Origin of the sequence: Pontibacillus marinus BH030004 = DSM 16465 (assembly GCF_000425225.1) — a bacterium.
Lineage (GTDB): Bacteria > Bacillota > Bacilli > Bacillales > BH030062 > Pontibacillus > Pontibacillus marinus.
Genome location: NZ_AULJ01000034.1, coordinates 23,999 through 43,713, shown reverse-complemented (window position 1 = coordinate 43,713; position 19,715 = coordinate 23,999). Strand labels below are relative to the sequence as shown.

Annotated in this window: 22 protein-coding genes, 1 riboswitch and 1 other annotated feature (1 of these 24 cut by a window edge); of the genes, 6 read left to right on the top strand and 16 right to left on the bottom strand. The window is 37.7% G+C overall.

Going from position 1 to position 19,715, the window contains the following annotated elements; genetic code table 11:
• Nucleotides 1-171 (top strand) — a binding site (T-box leader); it begins 81 nt to the left of the window's first position.
• Between the two features lie 171 nt (nucleotides 172-342).
• Complete coding sequence (ileS, locus tag H514_RS0107485) at nucleotides 343-3,420, top strand: isoleucine--tRNA ligase (protein ID WP_407946822.1); 3,078 nt, start codon at nucleotides 343-345, stop codon at nucleotides 3,418-3,420.
• Between the two features lie 55 nt (nucleotides 3,421-3,475).
• On the opposite strand, the gene H514_RS0107480 is transcribed toward ileS, so the two are convergent.
• Together H514_RS0107480 and H514_RS0107470 are read right to left on the bottom strand one after the other, a co-directional pair.
• The gene (locus tag H514_RS0107480) at nucleotides 3,476-3,907 is read right to left on the bottom strand and encodes a cell wall hydrolase (RefSeq protein ID WP_027446400.1); all 432 of its coding nucleotides are present in this window, start codon (nucleotides 3,905-3,907) and stop codon (nucleotides 3,476-3,478) included.
• A 272-nt stretch (nucleotides 3,908-4,179) separates the two neighbouring features.
• On the bottom strand, nucleotides 4,180-4,731 hold the full coding sequence (locus H514_RS0107470; protein WP_027446399.1) for an LOG family protein: 552 nt from the start codon (nucleotides 4,729-4,731) through the stop codon (nucleotides 4,180-4,182).
• A gap of 120 nt (nucleotides 4,732-4,851) precedes the next feature.
• Between H514_RS0107470 and H514_RS0107465 the strand changes: the two genes are divergently transcribed.
• A complete protein-coding gene (locus tag H514_RS0107465) occupies nucleotides 4,852-5,493 on the top strand; it encodes a uracil-DNA glycosylase (RefSeq protein WP_081672962.1) in 642 nt (213 codons plus the stop codon).
• Between the two features lie 12 nt (nucleotides 5,494-5,505).
• Here the strand turns inward: H514_RS0107465 and H514_RS0107460 are convergent, their stop codons facing one another.
• Complete coding sequence (locus tag H514_RS0107460) at nucleotides 5,506-5,925, bottom strand: hypothetical protein (protein ID WP_027446397.1); 420 nt, start codon at nucleotides 5,923-5,925, stop codon at nucleotides 5,506-5,508.
• A gap of 361 nt (nucleotides 5,926-6,286) precedes the next feature.
• Here H514_RS0107460 and H514_RS0107455 point away from each other — a divergent pair, with 361 nt between their 5' ends.
• Together H514_RS0107455 and H514_RS22715 are read left to right on the top strand one after the other, a co-directional pair.
• On the top strand, nucleotides 6,287-6,595 hold the full coding sequence (locus H514_RS0107455; protein WP_027446396.1) for a sunset domain-containing protein: 309 nt from the start codon (nucleotides 6,287-6,289) through the stop codon (nucleotides 6,593-6,595).
• A 180-nt stretch (nucleotides 6,596-6,775) separates the two neighbouring features.
• The gene (locus H514_RS22715; RefSeq protein WP_036842029.1) at nucleotides 6,776-7,540 is read left to right on the top strand and encodes a DUF2935 domain-containing protein; all 765 of its coding nucleotides are present in this window, start codon (nucleotides 6,776-6,778) and stop codon (nucleotides 7,538-7,540) included.
• A 16-nt stretch (nucleotides 7,541-7,556) separates the two neighbouring features.
• On the opposite strand, the gene H514_RS0107445 is transcribed toward H514_RS22715, so the two are convergent.
• Nucleotides 7,557-8,366 carry a metallophosphoesterase gene (locus H514_RS0107445; RefSeq protein WP_051255073.1) on the bottom strand — a complete coding sequence of 270 codons (810 nt, stop codon included), beginning with the start codon at nucleotides 8,364-8,366 and terminating at the stop codon, nucleotides 7,557-7,559.
• A 144-nt stretch (nucleotides 8,367-8,510) separates the two neighbouring features.
• Here H514_RS0107445 and H514_RS22710 point away from each other — a divergent pair, with 144 nt between their 5' ends.
• Both H514_RS22710 and H514_RS22705 read left to right on the top strand, forming a co-directional pair.
• A complete protein-coding gene (locus H514_RS22710; protein ID WP_051255072.1) occupies nucleotides 8,511-8,774 on the top strand; it encodes a hypothetical protein in 264 nt (87 codons plus the stop codon).
• A 201-nt stretch (nucleotides 8,775-8,975) separates the two neighbouring features.
• Complete coding sequence (locus H514_RS22705) at nucleotides 8,976-9,581, top strand: hypothetical protein (protein WP_051255071.1); 606 nt, start codon at nucleotides 8,976-8,978, stop codon at nucleotides 9,579-9,581.
• Between the two features lie 70 nt (nucleotides 9,582-9,651).
• On the opposite strand, the gene H514_RS0107430 is transcribed toward H514_RS22705, so the two are convergent.
• The 12 genes from H514_RS0107430 to H514_RS0107380 all read right to left on the bottom strand — a co-directional run bounded on the left by H514_RS0107430 (nucleotide 9,652) and on the right by H514_RS0107380 (nucleotide 19,641).
• Entirely contained in the window at nucleotides 9,652-9,966 is a 315-nt protein-coding gene (locus tag H514_RS0107430) for a DMT family transporter (protein WP_027446394.1), read from the bottom strand.
• Nucleotides 9,966-10,310, bottom strand: coding sequence for a DMT family transporter (locus tag H514_RS0107425; protein WP_027446393.1), 345 nt, complete (start codon nucleotides 10,308-10,310; stop codon nucleotides 9,966-9,968). Before H514_RS0107425 ends, H514_RS0107430 begins: the two co-directional genes overlap by 1 nt.
• A gap of 64 nt (nucleotides 10,311-10,374) precedes the next feature.
• Nucleotides 10,375-10,471: riboswitch (guanidine-I (ykkC/yxkD leader) on the bottom strand.
• 50 nt (nucleotides 10,472-10,521) lie between these two features.
• A complete protein-coding gene (locus H514_RS0107420) occupies nucleotides 10,522-10,992 on the bottom strand; it encodes an NUDIX hydrolase (protein WP_027446392.1) in 471 nt (156 codons plus the stop codon).
• 68 nt (nucleotides 10,993-11,060) lie between these two features.
• Nucleotides 11,061-11,528 (bottom strand): GNAT family N-acetyltransferase, encoded by a 468-nt coding sequence (locus H514_RS0107415; protein WP_027446391.1) that lies wholly within the window; start codon nucleotides 11,526-11,528, stop codon nucleotides 11,061-11,063.
• A gap of 49 nt (nucleotides 11,529-11,577) precedes the next feature.
• Nucleotides 11,578-12,096 (bottom strand): MFS transporter, encoded by a 519-nt coding sequence (locus H514_RS25185; protein ID WP_231566567.1) that lies wholly within the window; start codon nucleotides 12,094-12,096, stop codon nucleotides 11,578-11,580.
• Between the two features lie 42 nt (nucleotides 12,097-12,138).
• Entirely contained in the window at nucleotides 12,139-12,801 is a 663-nt protein-coding gene (locus H514_RS25180; protein ID WP_231566568.1) for an MFS transporter, read from the bottom strand.
• Nucleotides 12,802-12,817: 16 nt separating this feature from the next.
• Nucleotides 12,818-13,861, bottom strand: coding sequence for an ArsR/SmtB family transcription factor (locus tag H514_RS0107405; protein WP_027446390.1), 1,044 nt, complete (start codon nucleotides 13,859-13,861; stop codon nucleotides 12,818-12,820).
• Between the two features lie 144 nt (nucleotides 13,862-14,005).
• Nucleotides 14,006-16,297 (bottom strand): YcdB/YcdC domain-containing protein, encoded by a 2,292-nt coding sequence (locus H514_RS0107400; RefSeq protein WP_027446389.1) that lies wholly within the window; start codon nucleotides 16,295-16,297, stop codon nucleotides 14,006-14,008.
• A gap of 307 nt (nucleotides 16,298-16,604) precedes the next feature.
• Nucleotides 16,605-17,495, bottom strand: a complete 891-nt coding sequence (locus H514_RS0107395; protein ID WP_027446388.1) for a glycine betaine ABC transporter substrate-binding protein — start codon at nucleotides 17,493-17,495, stop codon at nucleotides 16,605-16,607.
• Nucleotides 17,496-17,634: 139 nt separating this feature from the next.
• The gene (locus H514_RS0107390) at nucleotides 17,635-18,294 is read right to left on the bottom strand and encodes a cysteine hydrolase family protein (protein WP_027446387.1); all 660 of its coding nucleotides are present in this window, start codon (nucleotides 18,292-18,294) and stop codon (nucleotides 17,635-17,637) included.
• A 26-nt stretch (nucleotides 18,295-18,320) separates the two neighbouring features.
• A complete protein-coding gene (locus H514_RS0107385; protein ID WP_027446386.1) occupies nucleotides 18,321-18,872 on the bottom strand; it encodes a GbsR/MarR family transcriptional regulator in 552 nt (183 codons plus the stop codon).
• A 424-nt stretch (nucleotides 18,873-19,296) separates the two neighbouring features.
• Nucleotides 19,297-19,641, bottom strand: a complete 345-nt coding sequence (locus tag H514_RS0107380; RefSeq protein ID WP_027446385.1) for a DUF6176 family protein — start codon at nucleotides 19,639-19,641, stop codon at nucleotides 19,297-19,299.
• Nucleotides 19,642-19,715 lie beyond the last annotated feature (74 nt).

Sequence of the window (19,715 nt, the reverse complement as noted above, 5' to 3'; positions counted from 1 at the left end):
CCGTTGAAAATCCTCTCCGAGAAGGAAAGCTGAAGCTAGATTTAGGTTTTCCCGGAATTCCACCGTTAAGCGGAACGCGTATGATGGTACGTCGTATGAGTGCCAGAATATTGCTCTCAATGAGCGAATTCTGGAATCAGGGTGGTAACACGGGTAAAACTCGTCCCTATTTTAGGGGCGAGTTTTTTGTATTTTACGGGGGTTTTGTAAAGTTAGTGCTTTATTGAGTGCTCTAGTTCTGGATAGAAGCTTCATGGTTCCGGATTGAGTCCCTCTAATTCAGGAAAAAGGAAAATTCTTTTTTAAAACCAAACAGGAGTGAGTAACATGAAAAAAGTTGATGTGAATGAGAACGCACTTCAGCGTGAGAATCGTGTCAAAGAGCAATGGCAAATGCAAGATACATTCAAACGATCTGTAACAAATCGTGAAGGAAAGGAAACCTTCGTCTTTTATGAAGGGCCTCCAACTGCAAATGGTTTACCCCATGCCGGCCACGTTTTAGGGCGTGTTATTAAAGATTTCGTCGCACGCTACAAAACGATGCGTGGTTACCAGGTGATTCGTAAAGCTGGTTGGGATACACATGGTCTTCCCGTAGAACTTGGTGTAGAAAAGAAAATCGGCATCTCTGGAAAACATGAGATTGAAGAATATGGTGTAGAAAAATTTATTGAAGAGTGTAAAAAGAGCGTATTCGACTATGAACGTCAGTGGCGCACATTTACCGAAGCTATTGGGTACTGGGTCGACATGGATGATCCGTATGTAACCCTGCAAAATAACTACATCGAAAGTGTATGGTACATCCTTTCAACGATCCATGAAAAAGGATTGCTTGATCGCGGTCACCGTGTTGCCCCATACTGCCCGAGCTGTCAGACTTCCCTAAGCTCACATGAAGTTGCACAAGGTTATAAAGACGTGAAAGACCTTTCTGTTACAGCAAAGTTTAAAGTAGAAGGAAAAGAAAATGAATTCTTCCTAGGTTGGACAACAACACCTTGGACACTCCCTGCAAACGTTGCTTTAGCAATTCATGAAGACCTTGATTATGTAAAAGCGCAACAAGGCGATGATGTATATATCGTTGCAAAAAACTTAGCTGAGGATGTATTGGGTGACGAATTCAAAGTAGTTAGCGAACATAAAGGTAGCGAATTTGTTGGGCTATCCTACCAGCCACCATTTGATTTCTTAAATCTAGATCGTGGTCATGAGGTCATCTCGGCTAGCTTCGTAACTGATGATAGCGGAACAGGTGTGGTTCACCTTGCTCCTGCACATGGTGAAGATGACTACAATGCTATTAAAGAAAGCGGATTAGATTTCGTGAATGTAGTTGACCAGGCTGGCTGCTACACAGAAGAAATCAAACCACTAGCAGGAGAGTTTGCAAAGGACTGTGATGTAAGCATCATCAAAATGCTAGCTGACCAGGACCTTCTATTCTCTAAAGAAAAATATGAACACAGCTACCCGCACTGTTGGCGTTGTGACTCTCCATTAATCTACTACGCAATGGAAGGCTGGTTTATTAAAACAACAGATATAAAAGATACGATCATGGCAAATAACCAATCTGTGAATTGGCATCCAGATCACATGCGTGACGGCCGCTTTGGGAAGTTTCTCGAAAATATGGTCGACTGGAACCTTGGACGTAACCGTTACTGGGGCACACCATTAAACGTTTGGGTATGTAATAGCTGTGACCACCAGTATGCCCCGAAGAGTGTACAGGATATGCGTGATCAAGCAAAAGGGCATGTGGAAGAAGACATTGAACTCCACAAGCCATATGTAGATGATGTAACCCTTGAATGTCCTTCATGTTCTGGTGACATGGAACGTACAAAAGAAGTGATCGACGTTTGGTTCGACAGTGGTTCCATGCCTTTCGCCCAATACCACTATCCATTCGAAAACAAAGAACTATTTGAAAAGCAGTTCCCAGCAGATGTCATTGCAGAAGGTGTTGACCAAACGCGTGGTTGGTTCTACAGTTTATTAGCTGTTTCATCTCTCTTCACTGGGAAAGCACCATATAAGCGTGTTCTTTCTCTAGGTCATATTTTAGATGAAAACGGCCGTAAAATGTCGAAGAGTAAAGGAAATGTTATTGCACCGATGGAACTCGTTGAAAATTACGGAGCAGATGCATTACGTTGGGCATTACTAGCAGACAGTGCCCCATGGAATAACAAGCGTTTCTCTGCAAACATTGTAAGTCAGGCAAAATCAAAGCTGATTGATACACTAAATAACGTGCATTCTTTCTATACGCTCTATGCAAATATCGATAGCTTCGATCCAACTAACCATGAACAAGGAGAACGTTCCTTGCTTGATAAGTGGGTTCTATCACGTCTACAAACAATTACAGAAAATGTAACGAAGCACTTAGATGACTATGATTTCACAGCAGGTGCTCGTGAGCTATCTGATTTTGTTGAACAAGTAAGTAACTGGTACATCCGTCGTTCCCGTGATCGTTTCTGGAGCGAAGGTATGAATGACGATAAGCTTGCTGCTTACCATACGCTACACAAAGTATTAACCCGTACGAGTCAGTTACTTGCTCCATATACACCATTTATAGCTGATGACATTCATATGAACTTAACAGGAGAAAGTGTACACTTAGCTGATTTTCCCCAATCAGATGTATCTGAAAAAGATGATGCTCTGGAGGAAGATATGGATCGAGTACTCCAAGTTGTTGAGCTCGCACGTCACAGCCGTAACGCGACAAACATTAAAACAAAGCAACCACTTGCTGAGCTTACAGTTGTTGGGTCAAAAGAGGATAACGCAGCGTTAGAGCAGTACTCTTATATTATTGAAGATGAGATCAATGTAAAAGATGTTCAATTAACGGAGAGCGCTGGAGCTGCTGTTCAATACGAAATCAAATTGAACTTCCCAACTGCCGGACCAAAGCTTGGTAAACTCGTTGGCGTTGTTCAAAAAGCGCTAAAAGGCTTATCTGCTAATGATGCGAAGCTGGTCGTTGATCAAGGCTATTTCGAAACAGAAGCGCCTTCTGGGGAAACGGTTCGTATCGAGCAAGAGGATCTTATTGTGAATCAGACGACACAACAAGGTATGGAAATGGCATCCAATCAAACGTACATGGTCTTCTTAAACACTGAAATAACAGAAGATCTGCGTAAAGAAGGGCTAGCACGTGAGCTTATCCGTGCGGTACAACAATACCGTAAAGAGCTGAATTTATCAGTTGAGCAACGTGTAAATCTTACTTTCGACGGTAGTGAAACAATGAAAGAAGTGATCAAGCTGTTCCAAGAGCTGTTACAGAACAACCTACTTGTAAAAGAAATGAACTTTGATCAAAAAGAAGACATGAAGTATGTAGAGCTTGAGGATGAAAAAGTTGGCTTGCATATAGAATCATAAGGCTGTCTCATAAAGGCATGAAAAAGGAGCTTACAAGTTAAGCTCCTTTTTTGTCCTACCAAGTTGTAAATACTTCTTTACACTCTTCATACGTTGGTTTATAGAAGCAGTGTGTTTTATAACGTCCTTCTAAGTCTTGACCAAACCATGTTGGGGGACAATCACCCTCTGGAGCAAAGAACCAAAGTGAGTAGGAAGCAGGGAAGTATCTTTTACCAGCTATAGCTTTTTCAGCTAGCCGTAAGTCCTTCTCACGAGCTCGTTGATAAAAATAACCTTTCAATGTAGCTTCAAAACCCCCAGGTCGCTGATAGACCATTCTTTGAATGGAATTGATATCTTCAAAGTCCGAGCAACGTACGCGAACACGATTAATCCCTGTGTTTCCCACCATAAGCATCCCTAATCTTCCATCACTCTCCGCTTCTGCACGCATTAAACGGGCAAGCAACTTTTTATCTTGAGTTGTAGCTTTAACTACAGCCATAAAACCCCTCCGAATTATTATGAAAACTATGCTCTTATACTGTATTCAGGGCGTATGACCGATGTGCAAGAAGTAAATTTTCCATTTAGCATGTATTGTTTTAAATAATCGATCGCTTCTTGTTTGGTTTTGAAGTTATTATATTAAGGTACATTAACAACATACTGATAAACTTTGTCATATTGTTCAAGAAACTTTTTTGCTTTTTCTTTATACATGAGGTCTTTTTTTAACATAATTAAAAAAGAGAATGCCTAATTTGAACATTCTCCTTAGTGTTTATCTTTAAATGAACTAAACTTCTGTAATAAAGCTTCAGCATCTTTATCAATCATCACCATATCTCGGTTCTCCTGACTTAAAAATTCCTGATTCACCATATGATCGAATAAGGAGATAAGTGGAGTATAATACTGATTTACATTGTAGAGTCCAAACGGCTTATCATGAATACCAATTTGAGCCCAGGTGTACACTTCAAAAAATTCCTCCATCGTTCCAGCGCCACCAGGCATGGTTATAAATGCGTCAGCTAGTTCTGCCATTTTCGCTTTACGTTCATGCATCGTGTTCACGATATGTAAGTCAGTTAAGCTATGGTGAGCGACTTCTTTTTCAACAAGTGTCTGTGGGATAACACCAATAGCATCTCCACCATTCTCTAAAACAGTATCTGCTAAAGCACCCATAAGTCCAACACTTGATCCTCCGTAAATGAGCGTAATTCCCTGGTCAGCCATTACTTTACCAAGCTTAATCGCTCCTTCTTTATATGCTTCTGTTGCCCCTAAACGTGAGCCACAAAACACTGCAATTCCCTTCATGTGTGTTCACCTCATGTCGACTTAAAAGAGTTTAATTATTAGTAGTATAGAGGATTTTTGTGAAAGAATAAAGAAGGATCATGTTAAAATTAGGAAATATTTGTGAAAGGAGGCTTTATAATGTTTCCTGAACATTTAAAAAAACTTGGGCTTGAACGCATAGAACCCTATCAAACAGAGGGATTCGTACCAGGGAAAGGTCCCCAAAACCCTAAAATCATGCTAATTGGTGAAGCTCCTGGACGAAATGAAGTCTTGCAAGGTGAACCATTCATTGGACGAGCTGGGGATAAACTAACCGAATCCATGGAATATATTGGCCTAACTCGAGAAGAAATATATATTACGAGTGTGGTTCGTAGCCGCCCGTATAAGATTGTAGAAACAGCGGACAAAGAGGGAAACAAAATGACTAAAACACCGAATCGCGCTCCTAATCAAAAAGAAATATTAGCGCATGCTCCGCTTCTGGATTATCAAGTTCAAGAAATGGACCCTGAGATTATTGTTACGTTAGGAAACATTGCTCTAAAACGCTTATTAGGGAAAGCCTACAAAATATCAGAGTCACATGGGAGGCTTATTAAAAGCCCCATTTTAGAATTACAAGATCTAGATGATAAGCACTATGTATGGTCTGATAAAGTCTACAAAGTATTTCCGCTCTACCACCCCGCTGCTATCTTTTATAATGGCGGTTTACTGCAGGAAATTTATAACGATTTAGATGCACTAAGTAAAATTCTGGGTGAGGAGGACTAACCTCACTCAGGTTTATTCATCTAATTGCTCAGCTAGATAGTTGTCTTCTCCAATACGCTTTAATTTTTGTAAGGTCTTATTTTCCTCCGCATTTAATACTGTAAAAGCCCGTTTCTTTTCACTATACAATTTTATTTTATGGTCCTCAGGGTCTCGCCAAACGATATGACTCGGACCATAGGAACCATTTCTCTTAAAGTAAAAGGAATAGAGCGTTGTCTTATGAACTTTATCTACCCCTTCCCAGTCTGCCTGTTCCAATATCGACTCAACATCAGATATATACTGATCATTTGAAATAGAAAGCTCTTGTGAGTTTCCAAATTCATCTAATTGAACAAAATAGAGCTTTTCTGCTGGCCCATCGCTACTGTTACAAGCTACGAGCAATAACACGAACGATAGGTTAAATAAGGTAATACCTTTCCGCATATAGACCCTCCTTCTTTTAAAGAAAACTTGCCGATTGGCAAGCCTTTTAAGGCGCAGACAGAGGCTTAGCCTTAGCTTATACTTCATACTTTCAAAATTTTCACTACGTCGAATTGCTCCATTGCTAAAATTTTATACTATCTTAAAGTGTAACAAAAAGAGCAAAAAAACAACCCGAATCCTTATGAATGACTAGTTCTTTCGGTTCGTTTTTTCAATCTTCTTGTATTAAACTCAGAGATTTCACCCTTTTTTCTCATTCATTTATAAGACGATTAGGTATATACTGAGGTTACAAAATTCGGTCATAGTTTCACATCCTATTTGATAGGGAATAGGCTAACGTTAGGGAGGGGAAAACATGAGGATCATTGTAAAGCTTCTTACATATGCCGGTCTGATCGCGAGTGGGTTTTTGATGGGAATGGTCTATTCAAGTGCCTCCACCCGTAAACCGGACACAAGTAAAAGCCCAGCTGTTCCAGCAACACAAGAACTCGCCCCAACTCAACAGCCATCTACACCTCAAATCAAAGGAAATCGTAATGGCAGAGGCGAGCTTATCTATCATATTCCAGGCGGCCAGTTCTATAATCGCGTTAAAGGTCAAGTCTTTTTCCAAACTGAAGAAGAAGCCCAACAAGCCGGCTATCGGAAGTCACAACGTTAATTCACATTCACCTAGTTACGCTCAAAATTGGGCGTAATTTTTTTGTTCAGATAAAAATTCCATTACCCTCCAAGTAAAGGAAAAGTTGTGTAGAAGTATGGAATTTTTAAGAAAAAGCACATGCGTCCCGTTTCCTCCGCATATGATGAAGAAGAAGTCATGTCTAGGAGGGTCACTGAGATGAAGTCCTATAAGGATGCTGCCTTGTATGAACATAGTTTTTGGCTACAGGTCCTTAGAGATCACGCCAATTTTATTCATCATGCACTCTCGTCAAAAGAATATAAACTAGTTGCTCACGCAGAGAATTTCATACATACATTTGATACCTATCTCCAAACCATATGTGAGCAATATATTGAAGATATACCTACATTTACAAAAGAGGTTGGAGAGGATGTACGTAATTTTCGTCGTTTGAAACTCTCCCTTATTGAACAATCCATAAATGATGAAATTGCTATCGATTTATCAACATCATTTCTACATCATATGGTCACTGAACTCGAAGAGTATTTACTTGTAATCGGTTATCTTGGCAAAGGTGAAAAGCCTCCTGTTTTTCATGAATTGCACCACCATATGCTATGGCTTACAGATGCTTCAGTACACGCAGGGGCACTCCAAGAAGAACTAGGTGATCATCACTTGAAACGAAAATCACAGGATTTCCAAAAGCATTTTGATCATTTTTATGCAAAAGCCGTAGAATTAACTGGATACATTAAAACAAATCTTCAATCGTTCCCCATTCTAGATAAATTCAATACTCATGTAGACCTTGAACGGAAATTGTTCCATACCTTCTTAAATGAAGTTCATGATATGAATCTATCACCCAATATATTAAATAACTTCTCAAAACTGATGGCAGACCATATGGCTCGTGAAGAACAATATTACGTACAAAAACTGGCTGAGTTCCATAGTCAAAATCATGACTAGAACTCAGCCAGTTCTTTTATTTATTTTCTGCTCTTGGTGCCAAGTGATGGACGGTTACCTCACTTCTTACCCAAAAACGAATATTTAGTGCCGTCTGACTTATGCCTTTTGAGATATAGATTGGTCCTCTATCATGCTGATGCTTTCCCTGATACATGCCTTGCTGAGCAACCTTACCCATATCTTTTATTTTGAAAAAGAACGGAACATTTACTTGCTTTCCATGAAGGTGACCGGATACAAAAAACGAAAATGGTTGATCGATCTCTAATACAGCATCAGGATCATGCGTTAGAACTAGTATTTCCTTATTCTCAGGGTTATGAAAATCAAAGCTTTTATTTATGTCACAATGCCCCTTACAACAATCGTCGATCCCAACTATGAAAACGTCATTCTTTTCTACGTAATCATTTTTCAATAGATTCACACCGCATTCATGAAGTAACTTCTCCAACTCTTCTACTTTATCTTCATCAATATATCGATCATGATTACCTAGAACACCGTACATTTCAATACCAGTCTTTTGAATCATCTGTAAAAGAGATTTGAGAGAATCAAACTCTCGTTCATGTTTATCAATAAAATCCCCTGTCAAAAAAACATAATCAGGAGTCTCCTCTTCTAAGATTGATTGAATTTTCTCATGCGAAACACGGAGATGACGAATGTGAATGTCACTAATTTGCAGTATTTTTTTACGGGTCTTCGTATCCCAATAAATACGCTCTACCTTTAACCACCTCGTTGGGAAAATAAAAAATAATTCCCATAATAACAAGGCAGTAAGGATAAGTAATATTGTGATAATCATGTTTTCCATAGCTTCTCCTACTTTCCATTGAATGCTTTCATTATATAGCGATATGAGGTCCTTCCACCATCTTTATGATGTATTTTGACTCCTTAGACCTATCCATTTCTATTCGATAAAGACGATATACTGTCTATAAGGAGGCTGAGTTTTATGAACCACCCTTTTAGTGACTTAACTGTACTTATCGCTGTCGTTACTGGTCTCACAGCACTAACAAACCGCTTCGGTTTACCAGAAAAATATGAGCCTATTCTAGCCCTGATTCTCGGTGTCTTGTTTGCTTTTATTTATGTTGATGTTACTCTTCGTTATCAAGTTTTGGCTGGCCTTATCATTGGTCTTTCCTCATCAGGCCTTTATAAAAACTCAAAATCTGTTTATGGTAAAGTACAAGAGAAGAAGAGAAGAAACTAGACTTATGCTTGCACAATGGTCTCCTAGCAAAGCCTTTACCAAAATATCACAATCTTACCTCCTCATACATCCACCTTATCCTTACAATTTCTATATCTTTGGACTGAAACGTTTAGGCTACTTCTCCGTATTATTAATAGCACAATTCATTGCAGATGCTTGGATAATGTAAATTAGTAATTAAAAAGGAGGAACAAAATAGTGAGAAGTGCATTTTCGAAGATTTTTTGGGGATATTTAATGACTTTATTAGAAATCCATATACAATTTATTGATATCCTGCCCGATCCAATTGGCTACTTGTTAATATTTCTTGGTATTCAATCAATAGTGGAGAAATACCCAATCGGAAACAAAGCTCAAGTAATGGCTGCTATACTTGGTGTGATTTCGATTCCAACCGTCTTTATTAATGAAAGTGGTTCAATGAACCCTATGGAGGCACCATTTACAATGTGGTGGTTTTATAGTCAAATCATGATGATCGCTAATTTGGTTCTTATATTTTTCATCTTCCAGCTTATGTTGAAGATTGTTCAAGACTATCAAGATGAAGAACTAGAAACCTACACTTGGAAATTTTTCAAGGTGTACATGTGGTCTAACCTTGCCCTACTCATTTTTGATTCATTTTTTATCAATCTTTCCAGTGAAGTGTTCGTAGCTCTTACAGTAGCAGCTGTGGTTTTTTATATCATTTTAGACATTATGTTTCTTGTGCTACTACGGAAGTATATAAAATTAGAAGATACCCCACCAACTTCACCGGAAGAAGAACCTATAAACACAGAAAAGCCACTAGCATAATTTCTAGTGGCTTTTCTGTGTTTACTCATTTAGTGTTACCATTAATTCTAATGGTAACTCATGGCTGAACTTAGCTAATAAACTTTAGCCCCATGACGGAAAGTATAATAAGACTGATAAAAAATATTCGCTTCATACCAACTTGTTCTCCATAAAAAAGCATTCCCATAATAGCTCCCCCAGCTGCCCCAATTCCAGTCCACACAGAATAGGCGATCCCCATAGAGAGTTCTTCCATAGCTATAGATAGGAAGATAAAGCTTCCAGTAAAAGCTATAAGCATAGTTAATACAGAAGAGGCATTTCGATATTTATGAATTAAGTTAATTGAGGTTACACCAAGCATTTCAAACAGCCCGGCTGCTATTAAAGATATCCACGCCATTATGACTCTGCCTCCTCATCAACTGGAGATTCCTCTGTTACAAGCTTCAATCCAACCACCCCAATAATAAGTAAAAGAATCAAAGCAATTTTGGAGAATTGTAGAGGTTCACCAAAGAATAGAATCTCTGATAAAACTGTACCGGCTGTTCCTAAACCTACAAACACTGCATATACTGTTCCAACTGGTAGATACTTACCCGCCATCACCATTAGATAGAAACTGATGATGATTCCGATGATTGTAAAGCTCCATTCTAAAATTGAATCTGCATGTTTTAGTCCAACAACCCATATAACTTCAAAAAACGAAGCAATAACAACCTTTAACCATTCCTTGTTCATCGGATTATTCCTCCTACCTATAACTACTAAAGAAAAAGCCCGAGAGATATCTGTCGCAACAGAAATCTCCCGGGCTTTTGTCCCTCCGTGTCACAGTTGAACTGTGTGTTTTCTCTCGGACCAGACCAGCTTAAAGCTACGGAACCCTAGAAAACCGTTCAATTTTTATTGTTACATATCTTATCATATCGTCTCTTATTAGCCAAATCACTTAATGATCATGATTAACCCAATGCTGTGCTCCAACAGGTAAATCCTTTAACGTATCGTAGAGAAACACTGGACGAACATCTATAGATGGTAATTGATCTATTTTCACCCATTGATACACGAGATCATCGCCTTCTTCTCCAGAAAACTCACCTGTTTTACGGAGTGTATTGGTATCCTCTGAATGAACAATATAATAAAGGCCTATCTCATGCACCTTCTTATCATTATGTACAAAAAAGTTTTCACTCGTACCTAACAAACGATCGACTTTGACTTCAATCCCTAACTCTTCCATGAACTCTCTATTAATGCTAGTACTAGATTCTTCTCCTACTGCCACTCGACCACCTGGGAGTGACCAAAATGGTTCATGCTTCATGCGATGAAGCAACACATAGTCCTGATTCAACCAAACACCGGCAACACGATAGTTAAACTTCACATCCCCTATTTGAACCTTAACATCCATACAAACCTCCCCCTTCCAGATTCTGAGATTATAACATGTCTAAGGGAAAGGAAAAAGAAATGAGGTGTTTAGAGATCATAATGTAACATATATTGCAGCCCAATTCGCCCTTCACGTCTAAAGCCTTTATCAATAAAACCCGCCTTCTTATAAAGGATTTGAGCCGCTTCGTTTTTGACATTAACTGCTAAAACAAGCTCATTAATAGAAGGGAATATTTCCGTTACATATACCGGAAGCCCTTTCATCGCTTTCAGTGCAATTCCTTTTCGTTGATGTGGATAATGAATGGAAAGAGCTCTAATTAACATACCACGATCATTCAGTGTGAAATTTCGTATTTCATCTCCTATATGTAAAACAAAGAATCCAACTAAATCATCATTCCATTCAATTACAATCGGATAACGGTTGGGATCAGCTATACACTCTTTTATAGCTTTTTCTGGAAGTGCCGTGAACCTTTTTTGTTCCTCAGGTAACTTGAATTGAGCTAATCTTGGATAGTCTTCGTTTCGATACTGTCTCATTTTCATTGTAACGCCCCCTTTTGTCTTAACTTTAAGGGTTTACGTTACGTTAAGGTTAACTGGTTTTTAAAGCTGGATGTAAATACAAAAAGGATGCTAATATGCTTAACACTCCCCCTATTTTGATCGGCATTGCAGTTCCAAAGTGTTGTGCGGTCCACCCTGCTAAAAGTGCAGCGAATGGCATAAGGACCCAAGTCATAAATCTACTTGTAGCTTGAACTCTACCTAATAAATGTTTAGGAGTAAGGGTTTGTCGAATGGTAATAATACAAGGACTTTGTATAGATGCTGCTACGATTCCAACCATATTCATCAGAACTAACCAAATAAAAGTTGACGTCATTCCAAATAAAAATATTGAAGATCCACCAATAACTCCACCTACAAACAATATCATTTGATAAGAGAAATGCTTCCTTAGCCAAGGCGATATGAAAGAACCTACAATAGCACTTCCTCCACCAAATGATAATAACCATCCAACTTCAGTAGTAGCTAACATAATTGTATCTTTTAAATGAAACACCATCATGGTAAGAAATAATGTTGTTCCAAAAACTGAAAATAGCATTGCAATGTTTGTATATAAAATTGGTTTTATACTAGCAACAAACTAAAACCCTTCTCTTATTTCGTATAAAAACGAATGGTTATATTCCTTTTTGGATGGCTCATCTATAGAAATGGTTATGATCGCTAAAAAGGCTACAAGGAAGCTAAAGCTATTAATCATCAGTGCGTAGCCAGGATTATAAAAACTAATCAATAAGCCACCAACCCCTGGTGCTATAAACACAGCTGTATTCAAAAATCCTGAATTAATAGAATTTATGATTTGCAGATTTTCTTTTCGAACTAATTGTGGAATCGTAGCAAATTGGGAAGTGTTATAAAGTTGAGTAATCAAACCAATTATAAAAGCACCTATATACAACTCCCAGATCATCAACGAATCTTGCAAATATAAAATCCCTAAAACTCCAACTAGTATGGCACGCGCAATATCACATGCTAGTAAAACCCCTCTTCGGTTTAATCGGTCAGCTAACACACCTGCAATTGGTTGGAATAAAACCGGTAATCTCTCCAGAGCTGCTACTATCCCCATACTTAGCGGAGAACCTGTTATGGCTAACACAATTAAAGGGATAGCAATTAAGTATATTTGATCTCCAAAAAACGAAACCAAGTTACTTCCCATTAATCGGAAGACAGGATAATTCCGCTTTAACTCAGGTAAATGTTTTGTTTCAATGCTTCTTTCAGGTTCCCCCATTTAATACGCTCCTTCTTTAACGATTCAAATATTGTTCTAATTCTTGCTCAATTGAACGTAATGTATTAGTTTTAAGGACATATTTTGAACCTTGTACATCTACAAGTTTGGCTGAACGAAGAAGTTTTAAATGGTGATGTACAGTCGTTTTCCCCATACCCAATTGATCGGTCAATTCTTTAAGGGTACAGTCACGATGGTACAAAATCTTAACCATACGAAGCCTTGTTTCATCCCCTAATGCTTTATGTCTATGTACAAGAAAATGGTCAGGTTTAAAAACATCATTTGGATCAATGCTATCGCTTGATATTGGATAATAAAATACTTTTGTACCTTCTATATCAGCTTCAACATTCCAAGGGCGATATGTACACTGCGGAATCAACAATACCCTATGAACACTAGGTTCAGGTCTATAGGTGACTCCTCCAGTTGCCCACTCCACAAAAGCTTCAGGTTCTAAATCATCTTTCATCGCCCCCTTTGCATCGATATCTCTTTTGAAAATGTTATGAAGCGTATCCTCTTCCGGCTGAATAGCTACCTCATACCAATCGGACATCACAGCTATTAGATGGGCCTTTAATTCTTTTATATCTACTAAACTGATAAACTCGATATAAGTAGGAAAGAAAGGGTTATCCTTTGTAATTTCTTTAAGTTTTTTTATTGCTTCTTTATTTCCGCTGGCAGCTTGGTGACGTAACTCTTGAAATCGGGATCCGACATACGGAATGCTAATAAACTTGAGTTCATGTTCAGGTAGGTCTCTGATATAGGTAATAAAAGATGATAAATGGTTGAAGTCTCTTTGATGTAAAAGCTGTAAAAGGGCTTTCCAAGTGTTATTCTTTTGAACATAATCGAGATGGTTAATGGATTCTAGCGAAAGGTTTCTTTTCATTTTATCCCATTCATGCTTAGTTTTTTCTAAGGTATGTAGAAGGGGATCATTTGTAACAGCCGCTATACCAAGTGCACACTCCCATAATAAAGAATGAGTTAATTCCACTTGGTACGTCTCCCTTTTCCGGCCTGTGGTATGTATAATATCCAATATAATACCCTCCTTCTATTATTTGGTATACATTCTATAATTATTGAATGAATTATTCAACTATTTTTGAACCAGACACCCTCCATATTGAACTTCATAAAGAAAAAAAGGGTACCAGACCTTAGTCTGACACCCTTTCCTTTATTAATGTTCATTTAATTTTGGTTCAATTTCTAAGAACTTCATAATCGTAATAGCTAAATCCGCTTTCGTTACCGCTTTATCTGGATGGAATTCATCTCCATCTCCTTTTAAAATACCAAGTCGGTTTACCAAGGCAATGTGACCAGCATACTCCTCACCTTCAACATCATCAAATGCTGGTTCGAATACTCCTTCAAAACTTGCAAGTTGGTCGTAGTCCAGTGCTTCTACTATAAGCTTCGCCATAAATGCTCGATCCGCGTCCTTATCCGGATAGAATTTGTTTTCATCGTCATCTAGAATATTGCGCTGCACAGCACTGTGAATATAACTAAAGTTCTCATGCTCTTCTGTCACATCTTCAAATGGCAGTTCATCATTACGTCCGTAATAATAGCCATCATACCCTAAAGCTTTCATCATGAATTTTACTAATTCAGCTCTTGTCAGTTCTTCGTCTGGATTCAGATTACCATCCTTATCAAGCTGTAGAATATTATAATCCAACATATCCTGAAGCTGCTTTTTATTCGGATGATCAGCTATATCCTTAGCATCTTTTTCTTCTTGACTATATACTTCACCTGTCTCCTCATCAATCCATTTTCCAGTTTTAGCATCTAGATATACACGATAATCAGTAATTTCACGTGTTGGTTGATAAATGAGATTGGTATCTTTGATATCTTCTTCCTCTTCACTTCTTGGAACAGGTAAATGATGAGTTAAATCCATTTTATAATTATCAAAAAGGATTTCTTTTGCTTTCTCTTCTGATATAACATCTTCTACATTAGGGAACTCAATATCGTGGTTCCAATTTTGATGATAATTCACTATCTTCCCTGTATCGCTTAATATAGACACCGAGATTTGCTGGGCCTGCACTTGTAAACCATTCTCTTTTCGAACAAAAGTAACCGTATAGGAACGCGGTACATCTTTTTCTCTGTATGTATTTTCTCGTGGTGTTCTTACGTACAGACGGTCCAATTTGCTTGAAGCTACCTTTTTCACAAGGTTCATAGCTTTCTCTTTCGCTTCTTCTTTTGTCACCTTCACCTCGAAGTCATCCGGCATCTTATCACCGTAAAAGCGGTCACGATCATCCCGATAACTCATAAGCTCCCCTGTTTTAGCATCCACAGTGACCCGAATATCCTCCATTGGATGAGGTCGTTGTTCATCGTTTCTCCAATAGAACCTCCATGTAGGGTTTTCGTCACCTCGGTAGTTATTTTCATCATAGTTCGCATCCTGAAGTTCATAATCCTCTGGAATATCGAAAGCTCCAGTTACAACTTCAAGAGCTTCTTCTTGTGTTAACTCACTGTCTCGTTCTTTTAATGGAGTAACTTCGTCTGATAAAGGTTCTTCAGAAATCTTAAATTCATCGCTCTCTCCATACGGCTCTTGATAACGGTTTAACCACTCACCCGTTTCAGCATCTAATAAGCCAAAGCCTCTATACCCTTCTTCAAACTTGCTAACCGGAATATAAACAAGTCTTGGTTCTGCTTCAACCCCAGGACGATAAGCATAACGATTCATCTGATATTGTAGTCCTGCCGTAAACTGTTCATAGAGTTTATCTGCCGCTTCTTTTTTCGAAAGGACTTCACTTGGATTTTCATAGTTTAAATCATATTCCCAGTTAAATCTCATACTTGTAATCTTTCCATTCCCATTAATGGAAAAATGAATACTATTGCGTTGATAAGGCACTCCATTCACTTGTTGATGAAATTCTACTTGATGTTCATAAGAACGCCGGAATGGTCTTTCTTGAGATCTTTTTTTCGTCTCTTCATCCAGAACAAGGCCACCCTTTAAACCGGAATGGTGTTTCATGATATAGGACTGTGCAATAGAAACAGCCTTATTATAATCAACCTCTGGAGGGAAGTTTCGTTCTTCATCTTGATCATTATGATGTTGATTCAAGGAAATGACATCTCCAGTTTCTGCATCTACCGTTACACGAATACTATGATATGAGCGATCATCTCGTTTATTCCATCTAATTTGCCATACTTGTGTGTCACGATAACGCGTATCAAACCGAACGTCTTCACGCTCATAATCTTCTGGAATCTCAATAGCCTTTTTTGCTAATTTAATAGCTTCTTCTTTAGAGATTTTGGCTTCTTTCTTCGCCTCTTCTAATGCAACTTCATCAACTTCATCAACTTTTTCGTTACTTGAGTCACGATCGGTCGCTGCATATACCGGTGTCATGCTCCCCACAATCATCACCGTACACAGCACTCCAGACATCCATTTTTTCTTCATCCATCTCTCCCTTTCCTTTTGTAATTCCGTGTTATTCTAGTGGTGCATGGTTGGAAAATTTCACTCCCTCAGATACTTACGAAGAAAAATATAAAATATGATTTAAAAAGGAAATTTTGTCCAATTATCAAACTTTATATCTACTTTTAAAAGTATAGAAGAGAGGAAAATTAAACCATTTTTGTCATCTACTATAAAGACGAATGAAAGGGACAGAATGTTTCATATTTTTGGAAAAAACTCATTTTTTTATTAGATTTATAAAGCAATAAAAACGGTTCTATCAATGATAGAACCGTTTTTTGGTTTAGTTTTCTGTATTTAGCATTTTATCTACTTGATCACGATGTTCTTCAATCCATTTTTCAGCTGATTCTTCAAAAGATACATCATTCTGTTCATATGCAAGCATCATTTCTTCTAGTTCACTCACTTTAATACTCCAGTCTGAAAGAACCTTAAATGCTTCAGGATGATCCTTTTCTAGCCCTTTGTAAGAAAGGACATATACGTTATCTTTTTTAAAGTTTCCTTTTGGATCCTCTAAAAACTTCAGGTCATTTTTAGCGAACATAGAATGGGGTCTCCAGCCTGTAATAATAACGGGTTCTTTGTCTTCAATGCTATCTTCTAGTGTAGCAATCATAGTTGCCTCTCCAGAAGTAACTAAGTCATAACCATCAAGACTGTAATCTTTTATTACATCTTTTGAAATATCTACAATACCTGCACCTGCTGCAATCGTAACAACACGTTCTTCAAACTTTTCTGCTTTCCCTTTAAGCTCAGCAATAGAAGATTCTTCTACATAACTTGGTACAACCCAGCCCAATGGTACTTCCTTGTAGCTTGCTGTAACCTTTTGTACATCTTCCTTATATTTGGACCACAGCTCTGCCTCTGTATAAGGTAACCAAGCATCCATAAACACATCGATTTCTTGTTTTTGCATCCCTTTGAAGATTAAAGGCTGACTTACCTGTTTAATGTTAACGTTATAGCCCGCTTCTTCAAGAATCTTTTTCATAATTTGGTTTGGTAATTTCGTGCTTGTCCAAGAAGTCTCTCCAAGTACAATGGTCTCTTTTTCTTTTTGATCAGTATTATTCGTCTCTTCTTCCCCAGTTGAACTCTGTCCACAAGCCGATAAAACTATTAAAAACATTGCTGATAACACGATAAGAAGTTGTTTCTTCAAAATTGTTTCCCCTTCCTTTTTATTAAAGAGTTATACTCAATTAAAGTCAGAATGCTAGAGTAATGAAATGTACTAGGTGTGATTGATTGAAACTCTAGTTCGACTAGATTGGTATATTCTAAATCTGCATAAAAGCTATTTACTTTGAAAGTTTCTCAAATGTTTCTTTTAAATTATCTGGTGTAAACTGCAAAGAATCGGGTTCAGTTGCTTCCCAAACTCGATGCTCTTCGCCATTTAATTTCTTTATTAATTCTTGGGTATCATAAACTTTAAGATTATAAACCCAATTTGCCATAATTAACATCGATGACATATGAGCTCCAGTATTTGTTGTTGCACAGATGTCTTTTACCAGATTAACCTGATAATCTCTAAAATAAGCATCAAAAACAGAAGTCATTAAACACCCATCTGTTACAAGACCACCGATAATAACATGCTCAATGCCTAGATTTCTTAAGTAGAGATCTAAGCTTGTGTCATAAAAGGCACTCCAGCGGTGTTTATCTACCACAATATCTTCCTCATGCGGCGTTAATTCATCAAAAACCTTATAATCTTCCGTATCTGTAGAATAGAATACTGGAGTTCCATCTTCTTTTAATGGTTCTCCAATAGAAAGACCTGCTCCATCTGAACGGTTAATTTGTCTCGTATAAATAATAGGGAGGTTATGCGATCGACACTCATGGATAAGAGATTTGGCATTCTCTACAACCTGTTCTACCCCCTGAACACCAAAATCACTTTCTTTTTGTAAATCGATGAGGATCAATGCTGTCTTATTTAAGTCCAATCGAACCTCCTCCTTTTTCTCTTTTTTTATTTTTCATTTTCACCAGTAGTCTGCTTTGGAATAAAATCAAATATTTCACCTGATTCCATGGCATTTGCTAATCGCATGGTCCAATCAAAATATTCAAGTGAATGGTTTAAATTCTCTAAATCCTTTTTCGCCGTTTGTTGAGCTTCTTCTGACTGCGCATTTTCTGCAACGTCTTTGATAACAGGCTTCGCTTGTTCATTGGCCTTCATTATGAGACTTCGCTCTTGTCTTAGCATTTTTACAAAGAAGTTAATGAAGTTTCGAAGGAAATCTTTTTCAGCCATGTAATGATCACGACGATCTCCTTTTTTCCAAACTTTAAAAACCATCTCTGTCTCAAGCAAGTCCCTCATACCATTACTTACGCTTCCCTTACTCATGGCTACCTCATCTTTTATATCATCTAAGGACATTGGTTCATTAGCAAAATATAAGACACCGTAGATTCTGCCCACAGATGGAGTAACCCCATATATAACCATGGATTGAGCAATGGCGCTAATTAGTATATCCCGTGCCTCCTCCAATGACTCAAGCTCTTCAGACATTAAATCCCTCCTAGCATTAAACAAGTACAGTTTGTTTAATTGATTTAAATTGTATAATATGTTTTGAACAATTAACATTCTATTGGTGTTTTTAGTTTTTGTCAAATTACGTCTTTTTATGTCTGAGTCACAAGCTAGAATTAACAAGCTATGAAAAAATTTAAAAAACTTTATAACAACCCTTGACTTTAACACTATAAAGCGTCTAAGATAGAAAGGAGTCAAACAATTTATATTTGAATGACATTTCTTTGGCGTAGACGGACTTTCAGTAATGAGACTCTTCCCTGTTCCAGAGAGCTAGTGGGTGGTGTGAACTAGCACACAGGAGTGTCATGAAGTACATTCCGTAAAGTTTCATGTTCAAACCGAATCAGAATTAGAAAAGGCGCCCTTTAAAAAGGCGCCTTTATTTATTATCTAATTATTTCATTGTCTCCCTAACCTTATCTGGAATCATAATCACTTCTGGATGTAAATCTACTGGTTCATAATTAGGATCAATACATTCATCCCAATATTCTAAGTGCAAATGATCAATAGCATGATCAGATTCTGTTACATCAATCCCACCTTCACCTTGAACGTGGTACCAATATAGAAACTCTTCCCCTTTCACTACTTCACGAAAAATCGTTTCAACATAAATCTTTTCACCTTGTAAAGTAAGTAAAACCTCTCCCATTCGGTCATTTAAAAGTTTCATCCACTTATCAACTTTATAAGATTTTCCTTCTTTAACCTTGAAACGGGTAAGTTCAACATTCATTATAAATCCTCTCCTTACGACTAACTTTTTAGAAAATCATACCAACTAATTTGATGTTTGTCTAATTAGTTGGT